Annotated in this window: 21 protein-coding genes and 3 tRNA genes; 5 read left to right on the top strand and 19 right to left on the bottom strand. The window is 66.8% G+C overall.

Going from position 1 to position 19281, the window contains the following annotated elements; all coding sequences use genetic code 11:
• Positions 1-123 precede the first annotated feature (123 nt).
• Entirely contained in the window at positions 124-450 is a 327-nt protein-coding gene (locus AUL33_RS19415; protein WP_156419503.1) for a hypothetical protein, read from the bottom strand.
• A gap of 147 nt (positions 451-597) precedes the next feature.
• A tRNA-Pro gene (locus tag AUL33_RS19410) sits at positions 598-674 on the bottom strand.
• A gap of 162 nt (positions 675-836) precedes the next feature.
• Between AUL33_RS19410 and AUL33_RS19405 the strand changes: the two genes are divergently transcribed.
• Positions 837-911 (top strand) — tRNA-Gln (locus tag AUL33_RS19405).
• Between the two features lie 180 nt (positions 912-1091).
• Here the strand turns inward: AUL33_RS19405 and AUL33_RS19400 are convergent.
• The 7 genes from AUL33_RS19400 to AUL33_RS19370 all read right to left on the bottom strand — a co-directional run bounded on the left by AUL33_RS19400 (position 1092) and on the right by AUL33_RS19370 (position 5605).
• Positions 1092-1168 (bottom strand) — tRNA-Pro (locus AUL33_RS19400).
• A gap of 116 nt (positions 1169-1284) precedes the next feature.
• A complete protein-coding gene (locus tag AUL33_RS19395) occupies positions 1285-1845 on the bottom strand; it encodes a MerR family transcriptional regulator (protein WP_062212290.1) in 561 nt (186 codons plus the stop codon).
• A 33-nt stretch (positions 1846-1878) separates the two neighbouring features.
• Entirely contained in the window at positions 1879-2220 is a 342-nt protein-coding gene (locus AUL33_RS19390; protein ID WP_062212287.1) for an integration host factor subunit alpha, read from the bottom strand.
• A 105-nt stretch (positions 2221-2325) separates the two neighbouring features.
• Positions 2326-3309, bottom strand: a complete 984-nt coding sequence (locus tag AUL33_RS19385; RefSeq protein ID WP_062212285.1) for a beta-ketoacyl-ACP synthase III — start codon at positions 3307-3309, stop codon at positions 2326-2328.
• Positions 3306-4394: a phosphate acyltransferase PlsX gene (plsX, locus tag AUL33_RS19380; RefSeq protein ID WP_280137836.1), complete on the bottom strand. Its 1089-nt coding sequence runs from the start codon at positions 4392-4394 to the stop codon at positions 3306-3308. Before plsX ends, AUL33_RS19385 begins: the two co-directional genes overlap by 4 nt.
• A gap of 102 nt (positions 4395-4496) precedes the next feature.
• Positions 4497-5066 carry a DUF177 domain-containing protein gene (locus AUL33_RS19375; RefSeq protein WP_062212284.1) on the bottom strand — a complete coding sequence of 190 codons (570 nt, stop codon included), beginning with the start codon at positions 5064-5066 and terminating at the stop codon, positions 4497-4499.
• Complete coding sequence (locus AUL33_RS19370; RefSeq protein ID WP_062212282.1) at positions 5063-5605, bottom strand: ubiquinol-cytochrome C chaperone family protein; 543 nt, start codon at positions 5603-5605, stop codon at positions 5063-5065. The genes AUL33_RS19375 and AUL33_RS19370 overlap by 4 nt, the downstream gene beginning before the upstream one ends.
• A gap of 178 nt (positions 5606-5783) precedes the next feature.
• On the opposite strand from AUL33_RS19370, the gene AUL33_RS19365 reads away from it, so the two are divergent.
• Positions 5784-6287 (top strand): outer membrane protein assembly factor BamE, encoded by a 504-nt coding sequence (locus AUL33_RS19365; RefSeq protein ID WP_062212280.1) that lies wholly within the window; start codon positions 5784-5786, stop codon positions 6285-6287.
• 100 nt (positions 6288-6387) lie between these two features.
• On the opposite strand, the gene nusB is transcribed toward AUL33_RS19365, so the two are convergent.
• From nusB to AUL33_RS19320, 9 genes are all read right to left on the bottom strand, one after another.
• Positions 6388-6888 carry a transcription antitermination factor NusB gene (nusB, locus tag AUL33_RS19360; protein ID WP_062212278.1) on the bottom strand — a complete coding sequence of 167 codons (501 nt, stop codon included), beginning with the start codon at positions 6886-6888 and terminating at the stop codon, positions 6388-6390.
• 4 nt (positions 6889-6892) lie between these two features.
• Positions 6893-7339, bottom strand: coding sequence for a 6,7-dimethyl-8-ribityllumazine synthase (locus tag AUL33_RS19355; RefSeq protein ID WP_062212276.1), 447 nt, complete (start codon positions 7337-7339; stop codon positions 6893-6895).
• Positions 7340-7489: 150 nt separating this feature from the next.
• Positions 7490-8104 (bottom strand): riboflavin synthase, encoded by a 615-nt coding sequence (locus AUL33_RS19350; RefSeq protein ID WP_062212274.1) that lies wholly within the window; start codon positions 8102-8104, stop codon positions 7490-7492.
• 4 nt (positions 8105-8108) lie between these two features.
• A complete protein-coding gene (gene ribD / locus AUL33_RS19345) occupies positions 8109-9200 on the bottom strand; it encodes a bifunctional diaminohydroxyphosphoribosylaminopyrimidine deaminase/5-amino-6-(5-phosphoribosylamino)uracil reductase RibD (protein ID WP_062212272.1) in 1092 nt (363 codons plus the stop codon).
• Positions 9201-9227: 27 nt separating this feature from the next.
• Complete coding sequence (nrdR, locus tag AUL33_RS19340) at positions 9228-9716, bottom strand: transcriptional regulator NrdR (RefSeq protein ID WP_062212268.1); 489 nt, start codon at positions 9714-9716, stop codon at positions 9228-9230.
• A gap of 9 nt (positions 9717-9725) precedes the next feature.
• Complete coding sequence (gene glyA / locus AUL33_RS19335; protein ID WP_062212266.1) at positions 9726-11045, bottom strand: serine hydroxymethyltransferase; 1320 nt, start codon at positions 11043-11045, stop codon at positions 9726-9728.
• Positions 11046-11205: 160 nt separating this feature from the next.
• Positions 11206-12537 carry a murein L,D-transpeptidase gene (locus AUL33_RS19330; protein ID WP_062212264.1) on the bottom strand — a complete coding sequence of 444 codons (1332 nt, stop codon included), beginning with the start codon at positions 12535-12537 and terminating at the stop codon, positions 11206-11208.
• Between the two features lie 282 nt (positions 12538-12819).
• The gene (ldtR, locus tag AUL33_RS19325; RefSeq protein WP_192843228.1) at positions 12820-13332 is read right to left on the bottom strand and encodes a transcriptional regulator LdtR; all 513 of its coding nucleotides are present in this window, start codon (positions 13330-13332) and stop codon (positions 12820-12822) included.
• Positions 13333-13505: 173 nt separating this feature from the next.
• The gene (locus AUL33_RS19320; RefSeq protein WP_062212260.1) at positions 13506-13937 is read right to left on the bottom strand and encodes a DUF6163 family protein; all 432 of its coding nucleotides are present in this window, start codon (positions 13935-13937) and stop codon (positions 13506-13508) included.
• Between the two features lie 274 nt (positions 13938-14211).
• Here AUL33_RS19320 and hemB point away from each other — a divergent pair, with 274 nt between their 5' ends.
• From hemB to AUL33_RS19305, 3 genes are all read left to right on the top strand, one after another.
• Positions 14212-15240, top strand: a complete 1029-nt coding sequence (gene hemB, locus AUL33_RS19315) for a porphobilinogen synthase (protein ID WP_062212257.1) — start codon at positions 14212-14214, stop codon at positions 15238-15240.
• 79 nt (positions 15241-15319) lie between these two features.
• Complete coding sequence (locus AUL33_RS19310) at positions 15320-15778, top strand: RDD family protein (protein WP_062212254.1); 459 nt, start codon at positions 15320-15322, stop codon at positions 15776-15778.
• 140 nt (positions 15779-15918) lie between these two features.
• Positions 15919-16725, top strand: coding sequence for an arginyltransferase (locus tag AUL33_RS19305; protein ID WP_082652749.1), 807 nt, complete (start codon positions 15919-15921; stop codon positions 16723-16725).
• 69 nt (positions 16726-16794) lie between these two features.
• Here the strand turns inward: AUL33_RS19305 and parC are convergent, their stop codons facing one another.
• Positions 16795-19044, bottom strand: coding sequence for a DNA topoisomerase IV subunit A (gene parC, locus AUL33_RS19300; RefSeq protein ID WP_062212251.1), 2250 nt, complete (start codon positions 19042-19044; stop codon positions 16795-16797).
• Positions 19045-19281: the final 237 nt, after the last annotated feature.

Raw genomic sequence — 19281 nt, 5'->3', positions numbered from 1 at the left:
GTGCAGCTGTCTGTCAAGAATCAGCGGATTCGCCACGGGTCCCATCGCCTCGAACAAGCGCTGAACAGGCCCCGTGCCACGCCTTGAACAGACCTGCGCCTCTCCAAGCGTGACGTGCTGCCGTCACAGGGGATCGTCGTCCTTCTCGAACCGGTTTCCCTTCGAGACGCTGGCCACCGCGTAGCGCAGGACGAGAGAATGCCCCCCAGCGGCTTCCGCCTTGGCGATTGCCGCCTCGATGTCGGCCAGCAGCCGATCACGGATCATGACCTGCTGCTTGAGCTTGTTGACGATCGTCGGCGGCATGCGCGCCATCCCGGTCCGCATTCGTTCGACATTGCGCTTGGGCAGGCCGAGCAGACGCGAGCTCCAGCTGTCGGGATCGATCGGGAACAGGCGCTCCATCACATCGATGCGCGGCGCGTCCGCCAAGGGTTTTTCGTCGGACATGCTGGCAGTCTCCGGTATCGCCGATTCGCGAGGTCGCCGCGACGCTACACCGTTGGCCGACGCAACGCATAGGCCCGCGCAGAGCATTGCCCCGCGCCAAATACGGCGGGTCCCCGCAGGGAAAGATCATGATTTTCGTGGGCTGGTTGGTCGGAGTGGCAGGATTTGAACCTGCGACCCCCTCGTCCCGAACGAGGTGCGCTACCAGGCTGCGCTACACTCCGCGACCGGGTTTGCGTATAGCCGCACCGCCGGGTCTTCGCAACCGGTTTTCGTGAGAACGACACGATCCCCTGCAAGGGCATCGTCTTCCCTCTCATCCACCGGCAACGGTTGCGTCCGGCGACGGCCGCGACTATAGACGGTCACGCCGACAGAGTGGCCATTGGGGCGTAGCCAAGTGGTAAGGCAGCGGTTTTTGGTACCGCCATCCCCTGGTTCGAATCCAGGCGCCCCAGCCAGTCGACACTCTCTTGCGTGATCGAATAGAACGGTCCGAAGCGGCTTTTGCAATCGTAAGCCGCGGTTCGGCCAGCATCCCAATGGCATGGACGCCAAGCGCTATTATTTCACGCCAACTATGCCGTAAAACAAGAGAGTTCAGTTGTTGGGGAATTTCGTAACTTAGCTTCTCAGCCAAATGGTCGGAGCGAGAGGATTCGAACCTCCGACCCCTTGGACCCCATCCAAGTGCGCTACCAGACTGCGCTACGCTCCGATGCGCCATCCCTAGAGAAGTTGATCGGGCGACGCAAGGGTTTTGCGCGGGTTTCCCGTCGAGAATGCGTGGGAAACGGCGGTGAGCGCCGCGCCCCAGCATTTCCGCAAACGAGCTTAGCGGACCTGATCGAGCAGGCGCTTCAACTCGAGAAGTTCGAGAATCACCGCGTTGAGCTGGGTCGTCGCGTCGGCCCCAAGGGCGGCGCCACGCATGGGAGCCGAACCCGCGTCGCGGTCGCGGCGAAGGAGGTTGGAGAGCCCGCCGCGCGGACGATCCATCATCATCGGTGACGGCTCCTCGCCGTCTTCCACGTCAAAATCCGACAGTCCGGCGTCGAGCCTATCGTCCGCCGCCGCGGCGGCCGTGCGGCCGGCCTGCAGGCTGTCGAGACCCGAAAGGTCGCCGGAGCCGATCGACATCACCGCGCGGTTGCCGCTTTCCTTCAGGATGCGCTGCACGCCCTTGATGGTGAAGCCGCGCACATAGAGGAGATAGCGGATCCCCTTGAGGAGTTCGACGTCGTCCGGCCGGTAATAGCGCCTGCCGCCGCCGCGCTTCATAGGTTTGATCTGCGGAAACCGCGTCTCCCAGAAGCGCAGGACGTGCTGAGGCAGGTCGAGATCCTCGGCGACCTCGCTGATCGTGCGAAAGGCGTCGGCGCTCTTGTCGCTCATGCGGGCATCGCTGGCATGCAGGCGTCAGCCATCCTATTCGGCGGCCTTCAAAACGCTGCCCGACGATCCGACGCGCACCTCATGCGCCTCAAGGATTCGCTCCTTCATGACATTCGAGGGCTTGAACACGGCGACACGGCGCGGCGAGATCGGAACCTCTTCGCCGGTCTTGGGATTGCGCCCGACCCGTTCGTTCTTGTCCCGCACGAGGAAGGACCCGAAGGACGACACCTTCACGGCCTCGCCGCGGGCGATCGTCGAGCAGATCTCCTCGAGAATCGACTCGACGAGATAGGCCGACTCGGTGCGGGACAGTCCGATCTTGCGGAACACCGCCTCGGCAAGATCGGCCCGCGTCACCGTTCTGTCACCCATGCGCTTCCCCTGCTGCGACCGGCTCGGAACCCTGGTCTTCCCGCAAGCCGCAGGCCGGTTCCTCGCCAGAAAATACCGAAAACGAAAGTTGAATCAAGCGGCTCGCTACCAGCGCACCACGACGGCACCCCAGGTGAACCCCCCACCCATGGCCTCGAGCAGGACGAGATCGCCCCGCAAGATCCGACCGTCGCGCACGGCGGTGTCGAGCGCCAGCGGAATGGAGGCGGCCGAGGTGTTTCCATGGTCGCCCACGGTAATGACGACCTTCTCCGGCGCAATGCCGAGCTTCTTGGCCGAGGCGTCGATGATCCGCCGATTGGCCTGATGCGGCACGAACCAGTCGATGTCCTCGGCGCCGATCGAGAGCGCGGCGAACGAATCCTCGACCACGTCGGTGATCATGCCGACCGCGTGCTTGAACACCTCCCGGCCCTCCATCCGCAGATGGCCCACCGTTCCCGTGGAGGACGGGCCGCCGTCGACGTAGAGCTTCTCGCAATGACTGCCGTCGGCCCGCAGTTTCGAGACGAGGATGCCGCGGTCCCCGGCACTGCCCTGGCCCACGACCTCCTGCGCTTCGAGAATGACGGCCCCGGCGCCGTCACCGAAAAGCACGCAGGTCGTCCGGTCGCTCCAGTCGAGGATCCGGCTGAAGGTTTCCGCCCCGATCACCAGCGCACGCCGCGCCATGCCGTTCTTGAGATAGAGATCGGCGGTTGTCAGCGCATAGACGAAGCCACTGCACACGGCCTGAATGTCGAAGGCGAAGCCATGGGCGATGCCGAGTTGGCGCTGGACCTGCACGGCAGAGGCGGGAAACGTGTTGTCGGGTGTCGCGGTGGCGAGAATGATGAGGTCGATATCGGCCGGCACGAGACCGGCGGCATCGAGCGCCCGGCGCGCCGCGGCTTCGCCGAGCGAGACGGTGGTCTCGCCCTCGCCTGCGATGTAGCGCTGGCGAATGCCGGTGCGCTGCTGGATCCATTCGTCGTTCGTCTCGACTCGCGCCTCGAGATCGCGATTGGTGACGAGTTGGCGTGGCAGGGCCGAGCCGGTGCCGACGACGACGGATCGAAGCGCGCTCATAGCGCGCCCTCCACGGTGCCCTCGGTGGTCTCACCGGCCGGCGGCGTCGACACGATATGGGCGTAGACGTCGCCGAGATCGGCCTCGATCTTGGCGAGCAGTCCGTTCGCGGCCATTGCGTAGGCGACGTCGATCGCGGCCGCCGTGCCTTCGGCATCGGAGCTGCCGTGGCTCTTGATGACGACGCCGTTCAGGCCGAGGAACACGCCGCCATTGACCTTGCGGGGGTCCATCTTGTCGCGCAGACGGTCGAAGGCGCTCTTGGCGAAGAAGTAGCCGAGCTTGGCCATCCAGGTGCGGGTCATCGCGGCGCGCAGGTAGCTGGCGATCTGACGCGCGGTGCCCTCGGCGGTCTTGAGCGCGATGTTGCCGGTGAAGCCCTCGGTGACGACGACGTCCACCGTGCCCTTGCCGAGATCCGTGCCCTCGACGAAGCCGCGATATTCGAGGCCGTTGATCGCGGTCTCCTTCAGGAGGCGACCGGCCTCCTTCACGTCGTCCTGGCCCTTCACCTCCTCGGTGCCGATGTTGAGCAGGCCGACGGTCGGCCGCTCGATGCCGAACAGGGCGCGCGCCATGGCCGCACCCATCACCGAGAAGTCGATGAGCTGCTGGCTGTCGGCGCCGATCGTGGCGCCGACGTCGAGCACCACGCTCTCGCCGCGCTCGGTCGGCCAGATCGCGGCGATCGCCGGGCGCTCGATATTGGCCATGGTGCGCAGGCAGAACTTGGCCATCGCCATCAGCGCGCCGGTGTTGCCGGCCGAGACCGCGACGTCGGCGTCGCCCGTCTTCACAGCCTCGATCGCCTGCCACATGGAGGATTTGTAGCGGCCTTGGCGCAGGGCCTGCGAGGGCTTGTCGTCCATGCGGATCGACACCTCGCAGTGCCGGAAGGTCGAGCGCGCCTTCAGCTTCGGCATCTGGTCGAGCACCGGCAGGACCGCCGCCTCCTGGCCGAACAGGAGGAAGCGCACGTCGGGATGACGCTCGAGCGCGATGAGCGCGCCCGGCAGGATCACCTGCGGTCCATGATCTCCGCCCATGGCGTCGAGCGCGATGGTGATGGAGGTTTTCGATTCCAAGATGGGCTCGCTTTCAAAACGCTCGGCCGGAGAACCATGCCGCGTTGGCTTCGGGAGAACCATACGGGAGGCGCCCGGCAGAGCCCACCCGACGCCGGATCCTCAGGACCGATTCGGATCTTTCAGTTGCTTCAGGGACGCGAAGGGCGAAACCTTGCCGCCTTCGGGATCGGGGTCGGTATCGAGTTCCGCGAACTCGACACCGGCCGACCGGGGATAGGGGTCGAGCGCCAGCGCCAGGAGTTCGACGAGGAAGGGGCCGAGATCGAGGCGCTCGCCGCGGAACGTCTCGGGAATGTCGGCGCCCTCGGGGTCGAGATGCAGCTCGCCGTCGCTGACGGGCTGGATGCGGGCGAGCTTCGAGGTCTCGGGCACGAAGATGAGGTCGATGGGATCGTCGATTTCCTCGCGCACCGGATCGAGCGTCACCACGCAGGCCTGCGCCAGCGTGGCGCGCATCCGCCCCTCCACCACGATTCCGTCGCGCTTCCAGCGGCGGGCGACGAGCTTGGCGCTCATCGCGTCGACCGCCAGCACGCCGAGATGGGCGGCAAGCGCTTCGCACTCGTCGTCCGCCGCCTCGAACGTCACGGGCATGCCGGCCTGCGGCAGATGCGCCACGGAAATTTCGATCGAGATGGGCGGGGCGTCCGCGCGGGCTTCGTCGGTCATGGTGCGGTCTTCCTGTCTGCTCCGGCCAGCCGCCCGGCGAGAATGTCGGTGGCATCGCAGCGATCGTAGAATTCCGCTGCAGCCAAGATATGGTGAGCCAGCGCCTCGGCCGCATCCGGCCGGCCGCCGGGCGCGTCGACATGCACCGTGCGGCGCAGCGCCTCCGCGAGTGCGGCGAGGTCGCGGTTGGCGACGGGCGCCTCGAAGGCCGCGACGCGGGCATAGAAGCGACCCGCCAGCTTGCGCATGCGCTTGGGCACCGCGAGGTAGCCGACGCCGAGTTCGCGCATCGAATGGTCGAGATCGGTCATGAACCGATCGATCACGTCCTGCGAGAGCGCCGCGAGAGCGGGATCGCGGCCGCAGCGGCGCACGAAGAGAAAGACCTCGATGCCCAGCGATTCGAAGCGCCCGAGGACCGTGTCCGGCAGGCCCCCGTCGAGGAAGCGATCGGGCGTGCGAGCGCGTTCCACCAACTCGTCCCAGAGCGCATCGACGATCGCCCGGTTCCGGCGTTTCCTGCGGAAGCCCTCGAACATCCCGATCCAACTTCTCCCATCATTTGCGGCGGGGTTCGCACGGGTCGCGCGCGATTGCAACGTTTCCCAAGGTCGTTTACCAAGTCGCAACCTTCCGGGTGGTGCCACCGCCCCCATTTCCGACCCAGTCGGCCGCTACGAGCACCGATGACGTGTTCTCCGCAGGAGTCTTAGCCGCGTGATCGAAACCACCCGCCCCCTTCGTCCCCTGCTCCTCGCGGCCGGCCTCGGCGCCCTCGTGGCGCTCGGTGGCTGCCAGACCTCGCAGGTCTACAATCAGGGCTACATCATTGACGAACAGGCGGTGGCGCAGGTGCCGGTCGGCTCCAGCCGAGAACAGGTCATGCTCGCGCTCGGCTCGCCTTCCACCACGGCGACCTTCGACAACGAGGTGTTCTATTACATCTCGCAGAAGCGGGTGCGGCCGGTGGCCTTCATGCAGCCACGCCTCGTCGACCAGCGCGTGCTCGCAGTCTATTTCGGCGCCGACAACACGGTCACCCGCATCGCCAATTACGGGCTGCAGGAAGGCCGGGTCTTCGACTTCATCTCGCGCACCACGCCGACCGGCGGGCGCGACTCGTCGTTCCTCGGCTCGATCCTGTCGGACGAAGGTCCGGCGAGCGGCAGCATCCTCGACAAGCTGGGCGGCGGTTCCCGCGGCATCTCGCCGGGGCGCTGACCGGCGACACGAAGCCCCAGCGGCGTCTTCAACGGGATCGGCAATGCCGGTCCCGTTTTTCGTTCCGCGGCTCGATCGATGCAGCGGCGCTCGCGGACGCTCAATCCTTGGCGCGGATCTCCTGCCCCCGGCCTTCGCCGCGCGAACGGCGGCTGACGCGGTCGAGCACGGCGTTGACGAGGCGCGGCTCGTCGTCGCCGTAGAAGGCCTTGGCGATATCGACATATTCGCTGACGATCACGGCCACCGGCACGTCCTTGCGCGCCGTCACCTCGTAGGTGCCGGCGCGAAGGATCGCCCGCAGTGTCGTGTCGAGCCGCGCCAGCGGCCAATCGGGCGTCAGCGACGAGTGAATGAGCGGGTCGATGAATGTCTGGCCGCGAACGACGCCCGAGACGATATCGCGAAACCACGCGGGATCGGCCTCGAGGTAGGTTGCGCCGTCGAGTTCCTGACCGAGGCGGAACGTTTCGTACTCGGCGACGGTCTCGAGCAGACCTGTGCCCCCGACATCCATCTGGTAGAGAGCCTGGACGGCGGCGAGGCGCGCGGCGCCGCGCTTGTTGGCGGGACGAAAGCTTCGCTCGGCGGGTTCGGTCATCGACTCAGCCTCCCAGGCGTTCGCGGAGCGCGATCATCGTCATCGCCGTCTCGGCGGCGCCGCCGCCCTTGTTCTTTCGATCGGGCATGGCGCGCTCCAGCGCCTGCTCTTCGTTCTCGACCGTCAGGATGCCGTTGCCGATCGCCAGCCCCTCCTGAAACGACAGGTCCATCAGCGCACGGCTCGACTCGTTCGAGACGACCTCGAAATGATAGGTCTCGCCGCGAATGACGCAGCCGAGCGCCACGAAGCCGTCGAAGTCGCGCCCACCCTCGTCGGCGCTCGCCAGGGCGAAGCCGATGGCGGCGGGGATCTCCAGCGCGCCGGGCACCGTCACCACGTCGTAGGTCGCGCCGACGCTCTCCAGATGCGCCTTGGCGCCGGCGAGGAGGTGATCGGCGATATGGTCGTAGAACCGCGCCTCGACGATGAGCAGATGGGGTGCGGACATGGGCGGAACCTTCGAAACGACGACAGGACGGGCGACGACACCCGGCAACGCAACGATGCCAGGTGTCCACGCAGTGGATGCGAAGCGATGCGGCGGCGGGCGGCAAGTCGGTTGCCGACCCCCCGATACTCGAAGCCCCGTCCGCCGCCGTCAGGCGGGCGTCACGGAGCCGAACAGGCGTTCCGCATACCTTGCAATCTGATCCACCTCAAGGTTCACCGAATCGCCCGCGCGTTTTTCACCCCAGGTGGTCACGTCCAGCGAGTGCCGGATGAGGAGCACGTCGAAGCGGTGACCCTCGACGCCATTGACGGTGAGCGAGGTCCCGTCGAGGCAGACCGAGCCCTTCCGCGCGACGAAACGCGAGAGCTCGGCTGGCGCGTCGAGGCGGAAGCGGACGGCTTCACCCTCCTCCTCGCGCGAGGCGATGCGCGCCTGCCCGTCGACATGGCCGGAGACGAGATGCCCGCCGAGTTCGTCGCCGACCTTCAGCGCTCGCTCCAGGTTGATCCGCGAACCCGCTGCCCAGCCGGATGCCGTGGTCAGCCGCAGCGCCTCCTCCCAAGCCTCGACCTCGAACCATCGCTCGTTCGATCCCGTCTCGGGCAGCCGCGTCACGGTGAGGCAGACGCCGGAACAGGCGATCGAGGCGCCGATCGCGATCGAGACCGGGTCGTAGACCGTCTCGATGCGGAACCGCCGGCCCTCGGCCAACGGCTCGACATGGGCGACGCGCCCGACATCGGAGATGATTCCGGTGAACATGGCCTCAGATCCTTTCATACTCGCTCCAGACATCCGGTCCGAACCGGTCCTGGCGTGTGCGCGCGAAGTCCTCGAGATGGAGCAGCCCGGCCGGTGCCGCCACACCGGCGCCTCCGATCGTCGTTGTTCCGCGCACCACGATCGCCCGATCGACGAACCCGGCCGCCAGAAGCGAGGCCGCGAAGGTCGGCCCGCCCTCGACCAGAACCGTCGAGATGCCGAGGCCGAGAAGCTGCCGGAGAAGATCACCAAGATCCGTCTTCCGGACGCCGAACGGCAGCAGGCGGCAACCGGCGGCGAGATAGGGCGCGGCTTGCAGGGAGTGCGGATCCACAGCGGTGGCGATCACCACCGGGACCTCGCGCGCCGTCTGAACCAGCCGGCTGCCCAGCGGCAGGCGCAGATGACGGTCGACGATGATGCGCACCGGCGAGCGGTCCGCCAGCCCTGGCAGGCGACAGGTCAGCATCGGGTCGTCGGCGAGCGCCGTTCCGATGGCGACGAGGATCGCGTCGCTCTCAGCGCGCACGAGATGCGTCTGGCGGTTGGAGATCGGGCCGCTGATCGCGACCTGTCCCTCGCCGATCCGTCCGACGCAACCATCGGCGGACACCGCCATCTTCAACGTCACGAAGGGCCGCCCGAGCCGGATCCGCGACAGGAAGCCCTCGAAGGGCCGAACCGTCCAGCGCCCGTCGCGGCGGTCCTCGGCCGCGACGCCGGCCTCGCGCAGCATCCGGCGCCCTCGCCCGTCGACCCGACTGTCGGGATCGTCGGCGCCGATGACGACGCGCCCGATGCCGGCCTCGGCCAACGCGGTCGCACAGGGCCCGGTGCGGCCGTGATGGGCGCAGGGCTCCAGCGTCACGTAGGCGACAGCGCCCTGCGCCGCATCGCCCGCATCCGACAGCGCGACGCGCTCGGAATGCGGACGCCCGCCATCGGCCGTGACGCCGCGACCGACGATGTGGCGCGAGCCGCCGGTATCCGCGACGATCAACGTGCCGACGCAAGGATTTTCGGCGGTCTGCCCGACGTGACGGCGCGACAGCCGCACGGCCGCCGCCAGATACCGTTCGTCATCCTCGGCGGCCATGGCGGATCGTCCTGTCGTCTTGGGCCGTCAGGCCCGGTCCTCGTCGTCGGGAACGGGGGGCAACGGATCGGCCTTGAGTTCGCCGATCACCGCCTCGAAGTCGCGCGCCTCGCGGAAATCGCGATAGACGGAGGCGAAGCGCACATAGGCGACGTCGTCCACCCCGCGCAGCGCCTCCATCACGAGGCGTCCGACCATTTCGGACGGCACGTCGCTCTCGCCGGTGGACTCGAGCTGTCGCACGATACCGGAGATCATGCGCTCGATCCGTTCGGGCTCGACCGAGCGCTTGCGCAGCGCCGTCTGTACCGAACGGGCCAGCTTGTCGCGCTCGAAGGGCACCCGCCGCCCCGACTTCTTGACCACCACCAACTCGCGCAGCTGCACGCGCTCGAAGGTCGTGAAGCGGCCGTTGCAGTCCGGGCAGACGCGCCGACGACGGATCGCGCCGCCGTCTTCGGCGGGGCGCGAGTCCTTCACCTGGCTATCCTGCGACCCGCAGAAGGGGCAGCGCATCGGCCCCGATCAGCCGAGAGCGGGGTAGATCGGGAAGCGCGCGGTCAGTTCGAGAACCTGCGACTTGATCTTCGCCTCGACGCTGGCATTGCCCTCGTCGGAATTGGCCGCCTTCAGGCCGTCGAGCACCTCGACGATCATCCGGCCGACCTCGCGGAATTCCGCGACGCCGAAGCCGCGGGTGGTCGCCGCCGGCGTACCGACGCGGATGCCCGAGGTGATCGTCGGCTTCTCCGGATCGTTCGGCACGCCGTTCTTGTTGCAGGTGATGCCGGCGCGACCGAGGGCCACCTCGGTGTTCTTGCCGGTCAGCATCTTCGGGCGCAGGTCCACCAGCATCAGATGCGTGTCGGTGCCGTCCGAGACGATGTCGAGCCCGCCCTCGCGCAGCACCTCGGCCAACGCCTTGGCGTTGTCCACCACGGCCTTGATGTAGGTGCGGTAGCCCGGCTGCAGCGCCTCGCCGAAGGCCACGGCCTTGCCGGCGATGACATGCATGAGCGGGCCGCCCTGGAGACCCGGGAAGATCGCCGAGTTGATCTTCTTGGCGATCGCCTCGTCGTTCGTCACGATCAAGCCGCCACGGGGACCGCGCAGTGTCTTGTGCGTCGTCGAGGTCGCGACATGGGCGTGCGGGAACGGGCTCGGGTGCTGGCCGCCCGCCACGAGACCGGCGAAATGCGCCATGTCGACCCAGAGGAAGGCGCCCACCGCATCGGCAATCGCGCGGAAGCGTGCGAAGTCGATGATGCGCGAATAGGCCGAGCCGCCGGCGATGATGATCTCCGGCTTCGTTTCGTGCGCCAGCCGCTCCACCTCGTCGTAGTCGATGAGGCCGGTCGCGGTGTCGAGCCCGTACTGCACCGCGTCGAACCAGCGGCCGGACATGTTGGGCTTGGCGCCGTGCGTCAGGTGACCGCCGGCGTCGAGGCTCATGCCGAGGAGGGTCGCGCCGGGCTTGGTCAGCGCCAGCAACACCGCCTGGTTCGCCTGGCTGCCGGAGTTGGGCTGCACGTTGGCGAAGCCGCAGCCGAACAGGGCCTTGGCCCGCTCGATCGCCAGCTCCTCGACGACGTCGACGAACTCGCACCCGCCGTAATAGCGGCGGCCCGGATAGCCCTCGGCATACTTGTTCGTCAGCACCGACCCTTGAGCCTCGAGCACCGCGCGCGAGACGATGTTCTCGGAGGCGATCAGCTCGATCTCGTGCTGCTGGCGATGCAGCTCGTTGCGCATGGCAGCGAAGAGGTCGGGATCGCCCGCCGCGATACCGTCGGAAAAGAACGCGTCGTGCCGCGAGGCGGCGTCCATGGCGATGGCTTGCGACATAGGGGATCTCCTCGGCTCACGCGGGGACCGCGCAAGGTCACCGGTCATGGCGCGCCTTACCACGTTCGCTCGCACGCTGCCAACCGCCACAAAGGACGCACGAAAAAGGCCGGGCGACGAGCGCCCGGCCTTTTTCCAGATCCGATGACCGGCTGGCCGATCAGTACGGCAGGTCGGCCGAAGCCTCCTCGCCGGCCGCATAGGCGGTAGGCAGGGCGGAACTCATGGCGAGCTGCTCAGCACCGTCGCGGCGGTAGATGTCGTCGCGGAACTGCACCACGGTCGGGTCGCTCGCCCAGGCCGTCAGGTAGGTGAAGTGCAGCGGCACGGGATCGGCGAGATTGACGTCCTGCCGGGTGCGCGCCGCGATCGTCTTCTCGATCGCCTCGCGGTCCCAGCCCGAAGTGCCGCGCGCCAGCCAAACGATGAGGTCGCGCACGTTCTGGACGCGCACGCAGCCCGACGATTCGAAGCGCATGAGCTGCGAGAACACGCTCTGCTGCGGCGTGTCGTGCATGTAGACGGCGTAGGGGTTGGAGAAGTTGATCTTCACCGACGACATCGCGTTCATGCGACCGGGGTTCTGGCGGAACAGGTACTTCACCGCCTCGTCCGACTGCCAGTTGATCGTCTCCGGCGGGATGACGCTGCCGTCCGCCGCGAAGATGATGATGTCGTTGCGCGTCAGGTAGGTCGGGTCCTTCTGCATGAGCGGGATGATGTCCTTGCGGACGATTGAGGCCGGCGCATGCCAGTAGGGATTGAGGTTGAGGTTGGTGATCTTCGAGTCGAGGATCGGCGTCTGCCGATCGATCTTGCCGACCACGGCCGTGTGGCGCTGCACGACGCGCCCGCCCTCGACCGCCTCGAGCGAGGCGGCGGGAATGTTGACCATGACGAAACGGCCGGGATCGATCTGAATCGCCGACAGCCGCTGGATGTTGGTCTGGAGCTGACCGACGCGCACGTCCGCCGGCACGTTCAGGGCCTTGAACGTGTACTCGCCGATCGCGCCGTCCGCCGGCAGGCCGTGGCGGGCCTGGAAGCGCTTCACCGCGGCGTCGACATAGGTGTCGAACTGCGCGCCGTTGCCGGCCGAGCGGTCGAGATCGCCGGAGATGGCGAGGCGCTGGCGCAGGAGCGGCACGGCGCTGCTTTGCGAGCCGAGCTGCAGTTTGGCCGAGTCGGGCACGGTCGGCCAGCCGCCGGACATGGCGATCTGGCTGTACTGGCCGAGCGCCGACTGCATGGAATTGAGCGTCTGCGGCGAGAAGACCGGCTGATAGGAGGCGACGTTGCGGACGCTGGCCGCGCGGGTGTCGAACTGGTCGTTCCAGCCGCCGCGGTTGGGCGCGGCGAGAACGCCATCGAGCGCCGACTGCGCGCGAGCGGCGCCGCCGAAGGCAGCGGCACCCACGAAAGACGCCGCGCCCGCGACGAAGCCGCGACGCGAGATCCGGTGTGACGCCCGATCGGAATTGCCGTTCGACATGTTACCCCCTTGCCAGTGTGTCTGGTCGCTTGCGCCGCACCATAGATCCGCATCGTGAATCAAACGGTAACGAACGCCGGATGGACCGGCGCATGACGTGCTGCCGGAAACTTGCGACCGAAAGGCCATTCGAATACGGCAAAACCGTGGATCGGAGGGCTAACACATTGGCGTGAGGGGCTTTTCGCCCGGCTGTTGCAAAAAGCCCCACGACCGGGACGACGGTCGTGGGGCGAAGTGGAGGCTGCGGACTGGAGGACGCGGCCGTCCGTGTCTTGAGCCTTAAAGGCGATACATGATCGAATCGTTCCAGAACCGATCGAGGCGCTGGAGAGATTTGTTCATTTTCTGGAATTCGCCCTCGTCGAGGCCGCCCACCTTGTCGATCGAACCGATGTGACGGTCGTAGAGAACGGCGACGATCTCGGCGACCTGCAGGCCGGCCTTCGTCAGCGAGACGCGGACCGCGCGCCGATCGACCCGCGACTTCTGGTGGTCGATGAAGCCGAGCTCGACCAGCTTCTTGAGATTGTAGGAGACGTTGGAGCCGAGGTAGAAACCCCGGGTGCGCAGCTCGCCCGCCGTCAGCACCGAATTGCCGATGTTGAAGAGGAGCAGCGCCTGCACGGCGTTGATGTCGGTGCGGCCGGCACGATCGAATTCGTCCTTGATCACGTCGAGCAGGCGGCGGTGGAGGCGCTCGACCAGCTGCAGCGTCTCGAGGTAAAGCGACTTCAGCTCGACCTTCTCCTCGACCTGGACAGCAACTTCGCGCTTGTTCGGCGTCGTGATCATCATGATGGCTCCGCGATTACTCGGTGGAGGTCTACATCGACCCCGCTCTTGATACCGACATTAGGCGGCGCCTCTAAAATTCGACTTAAACGTCTGGCTTAACAAGGAGTATCGAATTGGATACGCTTTGACTTGCTTAACAGCGGGTGTTCTTTTCCTCTCGAATTAACCTTTCAGACGCGGCGCGGCGAGGTGCGCCGTCGGCTCTCGAAGGCCGAGACGATCCGCAGGACCGCGAGCAGAACGAGCCCGAAGATATGCAGGCCGACGATCGCCGGTTCGGCGCCGAAGAGATGCGGGAAGCCCATCCGCATGACACCCTCGATCGCCGCGATGAGCACCCAGATCACCGTGCCCCAGGAGGTCGTCATCCAGAGGCCGATGCCCGCCACGGGGTACATCACGGCCAAGGCTGGCGCGGCCACGCGCCACCAGACCGGCATCAGATCGAACCGCCAGAGATCGCCGTCGTAGATGCCGATCAGCCGCGTCCAGTAGAGAAGCCCCATGCCGAACAGGGCGAGCCCCGACAGCCGGCACAGCCAGACGGTCAGGGCGCGGTTGAGCGTCTCGTCCTTGTCCCGGGCGAAGATTTCGATCGTCATCGGGTCTCAGCGCCGATCCGGCGACGAGACGCTTCGCCGGACGCAATGTCGTGGGTCATGCCGGTTCCTGAATGCCAGGCGACGCAGCGGCGTCGATGCCGCCGCCGGGTCGCCCGGTTCAGGCTAGGGACAGCGCCCCTCACCGTCAATCCGCGCCCTGTGCTGCGTCGATCCGGGCGCCGGACTGGGGAATTTTCCGCCCTGGCGGTTCTCTCCCGGCCGTGCAGCCATTAGGTTCGCCGTCGAATTCAAAGGCATGAAAGACGACAGGGTCATGAGTCACGGCGATCACGGCGCGTTTTCGAGGACGATCGACGGCGTCACCGGCGGAACGCGCCTGCGTCGCCTGCGTCAGACCGATTGGGTGCGGCGCCTCGTGCGCGAGAGCGACATCACGGCGAACGACCTGATCTGGCCGATCTTCGTGCGCGAGGGCGATGGCGCGCCCGAGCCCGTGGCGTCGATGCCCGGCGTCTTCCGCCATTCGGTGGCCGGCTGCGTCGAGGCCGCGCGTCGCGCCGCCGATCTGGACATCCCCGTGATCGCGCTGTTCCCGTTCACCGATGCGAGCCTTCGCGACGAGACGGGCTCGGAAGCGCTGAACCCCGACAATCTCGTCTGCCGCGCCACGCGGGCGATCAAGGATGCCGTGCCCGAGATCGGCATCCTCTGCGACGTCGCGCTCGATCCCTATACGAGCCACGGCCATGACGGGCTGGTGAAGGACGGGCGCATTCTCAACGACGAGACCGTCGACCTCCTCTGCCGGCAGGCGCTCGTCCAGGCCAAGGCCGGCTGCGACATCATCGGGCCGTCCGACATGATGGACGGCCGCGTCGCCTGCATCCGCGCCGCGCTCGACGCGGACGGCCTGCGCGACACGATGATCATGTCCTATGCCGCGAAATACGCCTCGGCCTTCTACGGTCCGTTCCGCGATGCCGTCGGCTCGACGGGTGCGCTGAAGGGCGACAAGCGGACCTACCAGATGGACATGGGCAATGCCGACGAGGCGCTGCGCGAGGCCGCGCAGGACATCGCCGAGGGCGCCGACATGATCATGGTCAAGCCGGGCCTGCCCTATCTCGACATCCTCGCCCGCCTCGTCGACGAATTCCGCATGCCGACCTTCGCCTACCAGACCTCGGGCGAATACGCCGTCATCATGGCCGCCGCCCAGAATGGCTGGATCGAAGGGGACCGCGCCATGTTCGAGACGATGCGCGCCTTCAAGCGCGCCGGTGCTTCGGGCGTTCTCTCCTACTTCTCTCCTCGTATCGCCGAGGCGCTCCAGCGCCGCTGAGACGGGGATATTGCGGGGCGGTGCGCGACTTCCCATTTCAGGGCCAGCACCAATCCGCGCACCGAGGACCAGCCGAGACATGACGAGCCTGCATCAGACCGCACCGACCTGGGTGGACGAGCCCCGCGCCTATCGCTCGGTGCGCACCCGGCGCGTCTTCTCGTTCCTTGCCGACTACACGCTGGTGCTGCTTCTCTGCGTGCCCGTGTTCTTCGTCGTGACGCTGCTGGGCGTCGTTACGCTCGGGCTCGGCTGGCTGCTCTACGGTGCGATCTTCCCGATCGTCGCGATCCCCTATGTCGCCTTCACGCTCGGCGGTTCCGCGCAGGCGACCCCGGGCATGCGAATGTTCGACCTGCGTCTGGAGCGCCTCGACGGCGGCCGCGTCGATCCCGCCTTCGCGGTTCTTCACAGCGTCCTGTTCTGGGCCGGCAACGTCCTGACGAGCGGCTTCATCGTGCTCGTCGCCCTGTTCACGCCGCGCAAGCAGCTCGTACAGGATCTCCTTCTCGGCACCGTCGTGACCCGGCGGTCCTGACCAACCGGCGCGCCGGTGAATTTCACCGGCGCGCAAGGTCGCACGTCCCTTTCCAAGCCGTCGTTTTGACGCCAGATTGATGACGCGAGACGAGCGGCCGATCGCGGCCGGATCTCCGACGCGAGGCAGCCGAGACGACCATGACGGCCCATCCACAGACGCCTCAGTTCTTCCTCACCTCGCCGTCGGCATGCCCCTACCTACCCGGCCAGCTCGAACGCAAGGTGTTCACGCATCTCGTCGGCCATCGCGCGCCGGATCTCCTCGACCTGTTGACGCAGGGCGGCTTCCGTCGGTCGCAGAACATTGCCTATCGCCCGGCCTGTGAGCGGTGCCGGGCCTGCGTGTCCGTGCGCATCCTCGTCGACGAGTTCAAGCCGACGAAGTCGATGAAGCGGGTGAGCCAGACCAACGGCGACCTCATCGGCCGGATCACCGCGGCCGAGCCGTCGAGCGAGCAATACGCCCTCTTCCGCCGCTATCTCGACGCACGCCACACGCGCGGCGGCATGTCGGAAATGTCGGTGCTCGACTACGCGATGATGGTGGAGGACAGCCAGGTCGACACGCGCGTCATCCAGTACCGCCGCAGGGGACCGGATTCGCGCATCACCCATCGCTCGGACGGCGACCTGATGGCGGTGGCGCTCAGCGACGTGATGGGCGACGGCATGTCGATGGTCTACTCGTTCTTCAACCCGGACGAGGCCGACCGGAGCCTCGGCACGCACATGATCCTCGATCACATCGAGCGCACGCGCGAGCTCGGCCTGCCCTATCTCTACCTCGGCTACTGGGTCGAGGGCTCGCGCAAGATGGACTACAAGATCCGCTACCAGCCCCAGCAGCACCTGACCCCACGCGGCTGGGAGCGCTACGCGGTGCCCCCTGCCGCGGTCAGCGCGGAGGTCGCACCGATCGCAGGCGACAGCTCGACCATCGCGTGAGGCGTTTCGACCAAGCTTGGCAGACTGCTTGCCAAGCCCTTGATCGCCAAGGCTCAAAACTCGATAGCCTCAGGTGAAGCGGCCGCTTTTCGGGAAGCCCTTCGGCACCAGGCGCCCGGCCTGCGCCCGGTCGCCGCGCCATTCCATGAGATCGGCCTCGGTGCGGTTGAAGACTCGGCCCGCCGTATCGGTCCAGACAAGGCCATCCGCCAGCTTGAAGATCTTGAGGTCGCCGAGGCCGCCATCCTTGTAGCGCTGCAGGCGCACGCCCTTGCCGCGCGTCATCTCGGGCACCTGCATCAGCGGGAAGACCACCATCTTGCGGTTCTCGCCGACGACAGCCACCGTGTCGCCGCCGGCGATGCGCTCGGCCCGCACGAGTTGCACGGGGCCGGTGACGTTCAGCACCTGCTTGCCCTTGCGGGTGCCCGATAGAAGCTCGCTCTCCGACACCACGAAGCCGTTACCGTCGCTGGAGACGACGAGCCGCTTGGCGCTCGCGTCGGCGACGAAGCCGAGCACGATGTCGGCCTCGTCCTCCAGGTCGATCGCGAGGCGGATCGGATCGCCCTGCCCGCGCCCGCCCGGCAGCTTGTCGGCGCCGAGCGTGAAGGCTCGTCCATTGGTAGAGAGGAAGATCAGCTTGTCCGTGGTCAACGCCGGGAAGGCGATCTTCAGCTTGTCGCCGTCCTTGTAGGTGACGTTCGACAGGTCGCTCAGGTGTCCCTTCAGCGCCCGCAGGAAGCCCTTCTGCGACAGCACGACCGTTACCGGCTCCTTCTCGATCAGCGCCACCGCGATGTCGCCGAGCGAGTGCTCCGGCGCATCGGCGAAGAGCGTGCGGCGCTTGCCGAGCTTGGTCTTCTTCGAGAAGGCCTCGCGCACCTCGCGCACCTCCGCCGAGACGCGGCTCCACTGAAGCTCCGGCGAGCCGAGCAGCGCCACCTTGTCGGCGCGCTCGTCCGAAAGTTGGTCGAACTCCTTCTTGAGTTCGAACTCCTCCAGCTTGCGCAGCGAGCGCAGGCGCATGTTGAGGATCGCCTCGGCCTGGATGTCGGTGAGCCCGAAGGTCGCGATCATCACCTGTTTGGGCTCGTCCTCCTCGCGGATGATGCGGATCACCTCGTCGAGGTTGAGGAAGGCGATGAGGTAGCCCGCCAGGATCTCCAGCCGCCGCTCGATCTGGTCGAGGCGGAACTGCGAGCGCCGCACCAGCACCTCGCGCTGGTGCGCCAGCCACTCGACAAGCACCTCCTTCAGCGACATGACGCGCGGCACCTTGCCGCCCGAGAGCACGTTCATGTTGAGCGGAATGCGCGACTCGAGGTCGGTCGTGCGGAAGAGCGATTCCATCAGAAGTTCTGGATCGACGTTCTTCGCCTTCGGCTCGAGCACGATCCGCACGTCCTCGGCCGATTCGTCGCGGATGTCGGCCAGAAGCGGCAGGCGCTTGGCCATCAGGAGGTCGGCGATCTTCTCGATCAACCGCGACTTCTGAACCTGATAGGGGATCTCGGTGACGACGACGACATAACCGCCGCGGCCCTGCTCCTCGCGCTCCCAGCGCGCCCGCACCCGGAACGAGCCGCGTCCGGTGGCATAGGCTTCGCGGATGATCTCGCGCCCGTCGATGACGACGCCGCCGGTCGGGAAGTCCGGCCCCTGGACGTATTTCAGAAGCTGGTCGAGATCGGCCTCGGGATCCTCGATGAGCTTCAGCGCGGCATCGCAGATCTCGGCCGCATTGTGCGGCGGGATCGAGGTCGCCATGCCCACCGCGATGCCGGAAGCGCCGTTGGCGAGAAGGTTGGGGAAGGCGCCCGGCAGCACGATCGGCTCCTGGTCCTCCTCGTTGTAGGTCGGGCGGAAGTCGACGGCGTTCTCGTCGATCCCGCGCAGCAGCAGCGTCGCGACCTCGGTCATCCGCGCTTCGGTGTAGCGCATGGCCGCGGCACTATCGCCGTCGATATTGCCGAAGTTCCCCTGTCCGTCGATCAGCGGATAGCGGATCGCGAAATCCTGCGCGAGGCGCACGAGCGCGTCGTAGATCGAGGCGTCGCCGTGAGGATGGAACTTGCCCATCACGTCGCCGACGATGCGCGCGCACTTCTTGTAGCCCTGGCCGGGGTCGAGCCGCAGCACCCGCATCGCATGGACGATGCGCCGATGCACCGGCTTCAGCCCGTCGCGCACGTCCGGCAGCGCGCGGCCCATGATCGTCGACAGCGCATAGGCGAGGTATCGCTCCTCCAGCGCCGTCTTGAGGTCGATCGGTTCGATGTCGCCGCCGCCGGCGGGGGGATCAACAGGCTTGCCCATGCCCTTTTGGATAGCCGAAACGCAAGGTCGGAACAAGAACGGAACAAAGCCGCACAGGGCTCACGCGGGCGATGCAGCGGGAACAGCCTTTCGTGAGGCGAGGCCATGGCTTCCCCTCGACGCCCGAACCGCCATAATAGGGGCGACTTCGCCGTCTTCTCCTCGGCGGATTCGCGATGCGGCCCGTCCGGGCGCTCGCCGTCCGTCCGATTTCCCCTTCCGAAAGGTGCGTCCCGC

It is taken from the genome of Aureimonas sp. AU12 (assembly GCF_001463705.1).
Classification (GTDB): Bacteria; Pseudomonadota; Alphaproteobacteria; order Rhizobiales; family Rhizobiaceae; genus Aureimonas.
The sequence above is the reverse complement of the archived record's forward strand: the minus strand, read 5'-3'. Positions and strand labels throughout refer to the sequence as shown.

Coding starts and splice junctions, on each gene's coding strand:
- AUL33_RS19375 (WP_062212284.1), bottom strand. CDS start 5,066: ATGACCGACGAAGCCCGCGCGGACGCCCCGCCCATCTCGATCGAAATT.
- glyA (WP_062212266.1), bottom strand. CDS start 11,045: ATGTCGCAAGCCATCGCCATGGACGCCGCCTCGCGGCACGACGCGTTC.
- AUL33_RS19395 (WP_062212290.1), bottom strand. CDS start 1,845: ATGAGCGACAAGAGCGCCGACGCCTTTCGCACGATCAGCGAGGTCGCC.
- hemB (WP_062212257.1), top strand. CDS start 14,212: ATGAGTCACGGCGATCACGGCGCGTTTTCGAGGACGATCGACGGCGTC.
- AUL33_RS19350 (WP_062212274.1), bottom strand. CDS start 8,104: ATGTTCACCGGAATCATCTCCGATGTCGGGCGCGTCGCCCATGTCGAG.
- AUL33_RS19320 (WP_062212260.1), bottom strand. CDS start 13,937: ATGACGATCGAAATCTTCGCCCGGGACAAGGACGAGACGCTCAACCGC.
- AUL33_RS19415 (WP_156419503.1), bottom strand. CDS start 450: ATGTCCGACGAAAAACCCTTGGCGGACGCGCCGCGCATCGATGTGATG.
- parC (WP_062212251.1), bottom strand. CDS start 19,044: ATGGGCAAGCCTGTTGATCCCCCCGCCGGCGGCGGCGACATCGAACCG.
- nusB (WP_062212278.1), bottom strand. CDS start 6,888: ATGACCGAACCCGCCGAGCGAAGCTTTCGTCCCGCCAACAAGCGCGGC.
- AUL33_RS19385 (WP_062212285.1), bottom strand. CDS start 3,309: ATGAGCGCGCTTCGATCCGTCGTCGTCGGCACCGGCTCGGCCCTGCCA.
- AUL33_RS19305 (WP_082652749.1), top strand. CDS start 15,919: ATGACGGCCCATCCACAGACGCCTCAGTTCTTCCTCACCTCGCCGTCG.
- nrdR (WP_062212268.1), bottom strand. CDS start 9,716: ATGCGCTGCCCCTTCTGCGGGTCGCAGGATAGCCAGGTGAAGGACTCG.
- AUL33_RS19310 (WP_062212254.1), top strand. CDS start 15,320: ATGACGAGCCTGCATCAGACCGCACCGACCTGGGTGGACGAGCCCCGC.
- AUL33_RS19390 (WP_062212287.1), bottom strand. CDS start 2,220: ATGGGTGACAGAACGGTGACGCGGGCCGATCTTGCCGAGGCGGTGTTC.
- AUL33_RS19355 (WP_062212276.1), bottom strand. CDS start 7,339: ATGTCCGCACCCCATCTGCTCATCGTCGAGGCGCGGTTCTACGACCAT.
- ldtR (WP_192843228.1), bottom strand. CDS start 13,332: ATGATCACGACGCCGAACAAGCGCGAAGTTGCTGTCCAGGTCGAGGAG.
- AUL33_RS19370 (WP_062212282.1), bottom strand. CDS start 5,605: ATGTTCGAGGGCTTCCGCAGGAAACGCCGGAACCGGGCGATCGTCGAT.
- ribD (WP_062212272.1), bottom strand. CDS start 9,200: ATGGCCGCCGAGGATGACGAACGGTATCTGGCGGCGGCCGTGCGGCTG.
- AUL33_RS19330 (WP_062212264.1), bottom strand. CDS start 12,537: ATGTCGAACGGCAATTCCGATCGGGCGTCACACCGGATCTCGCGTCGC.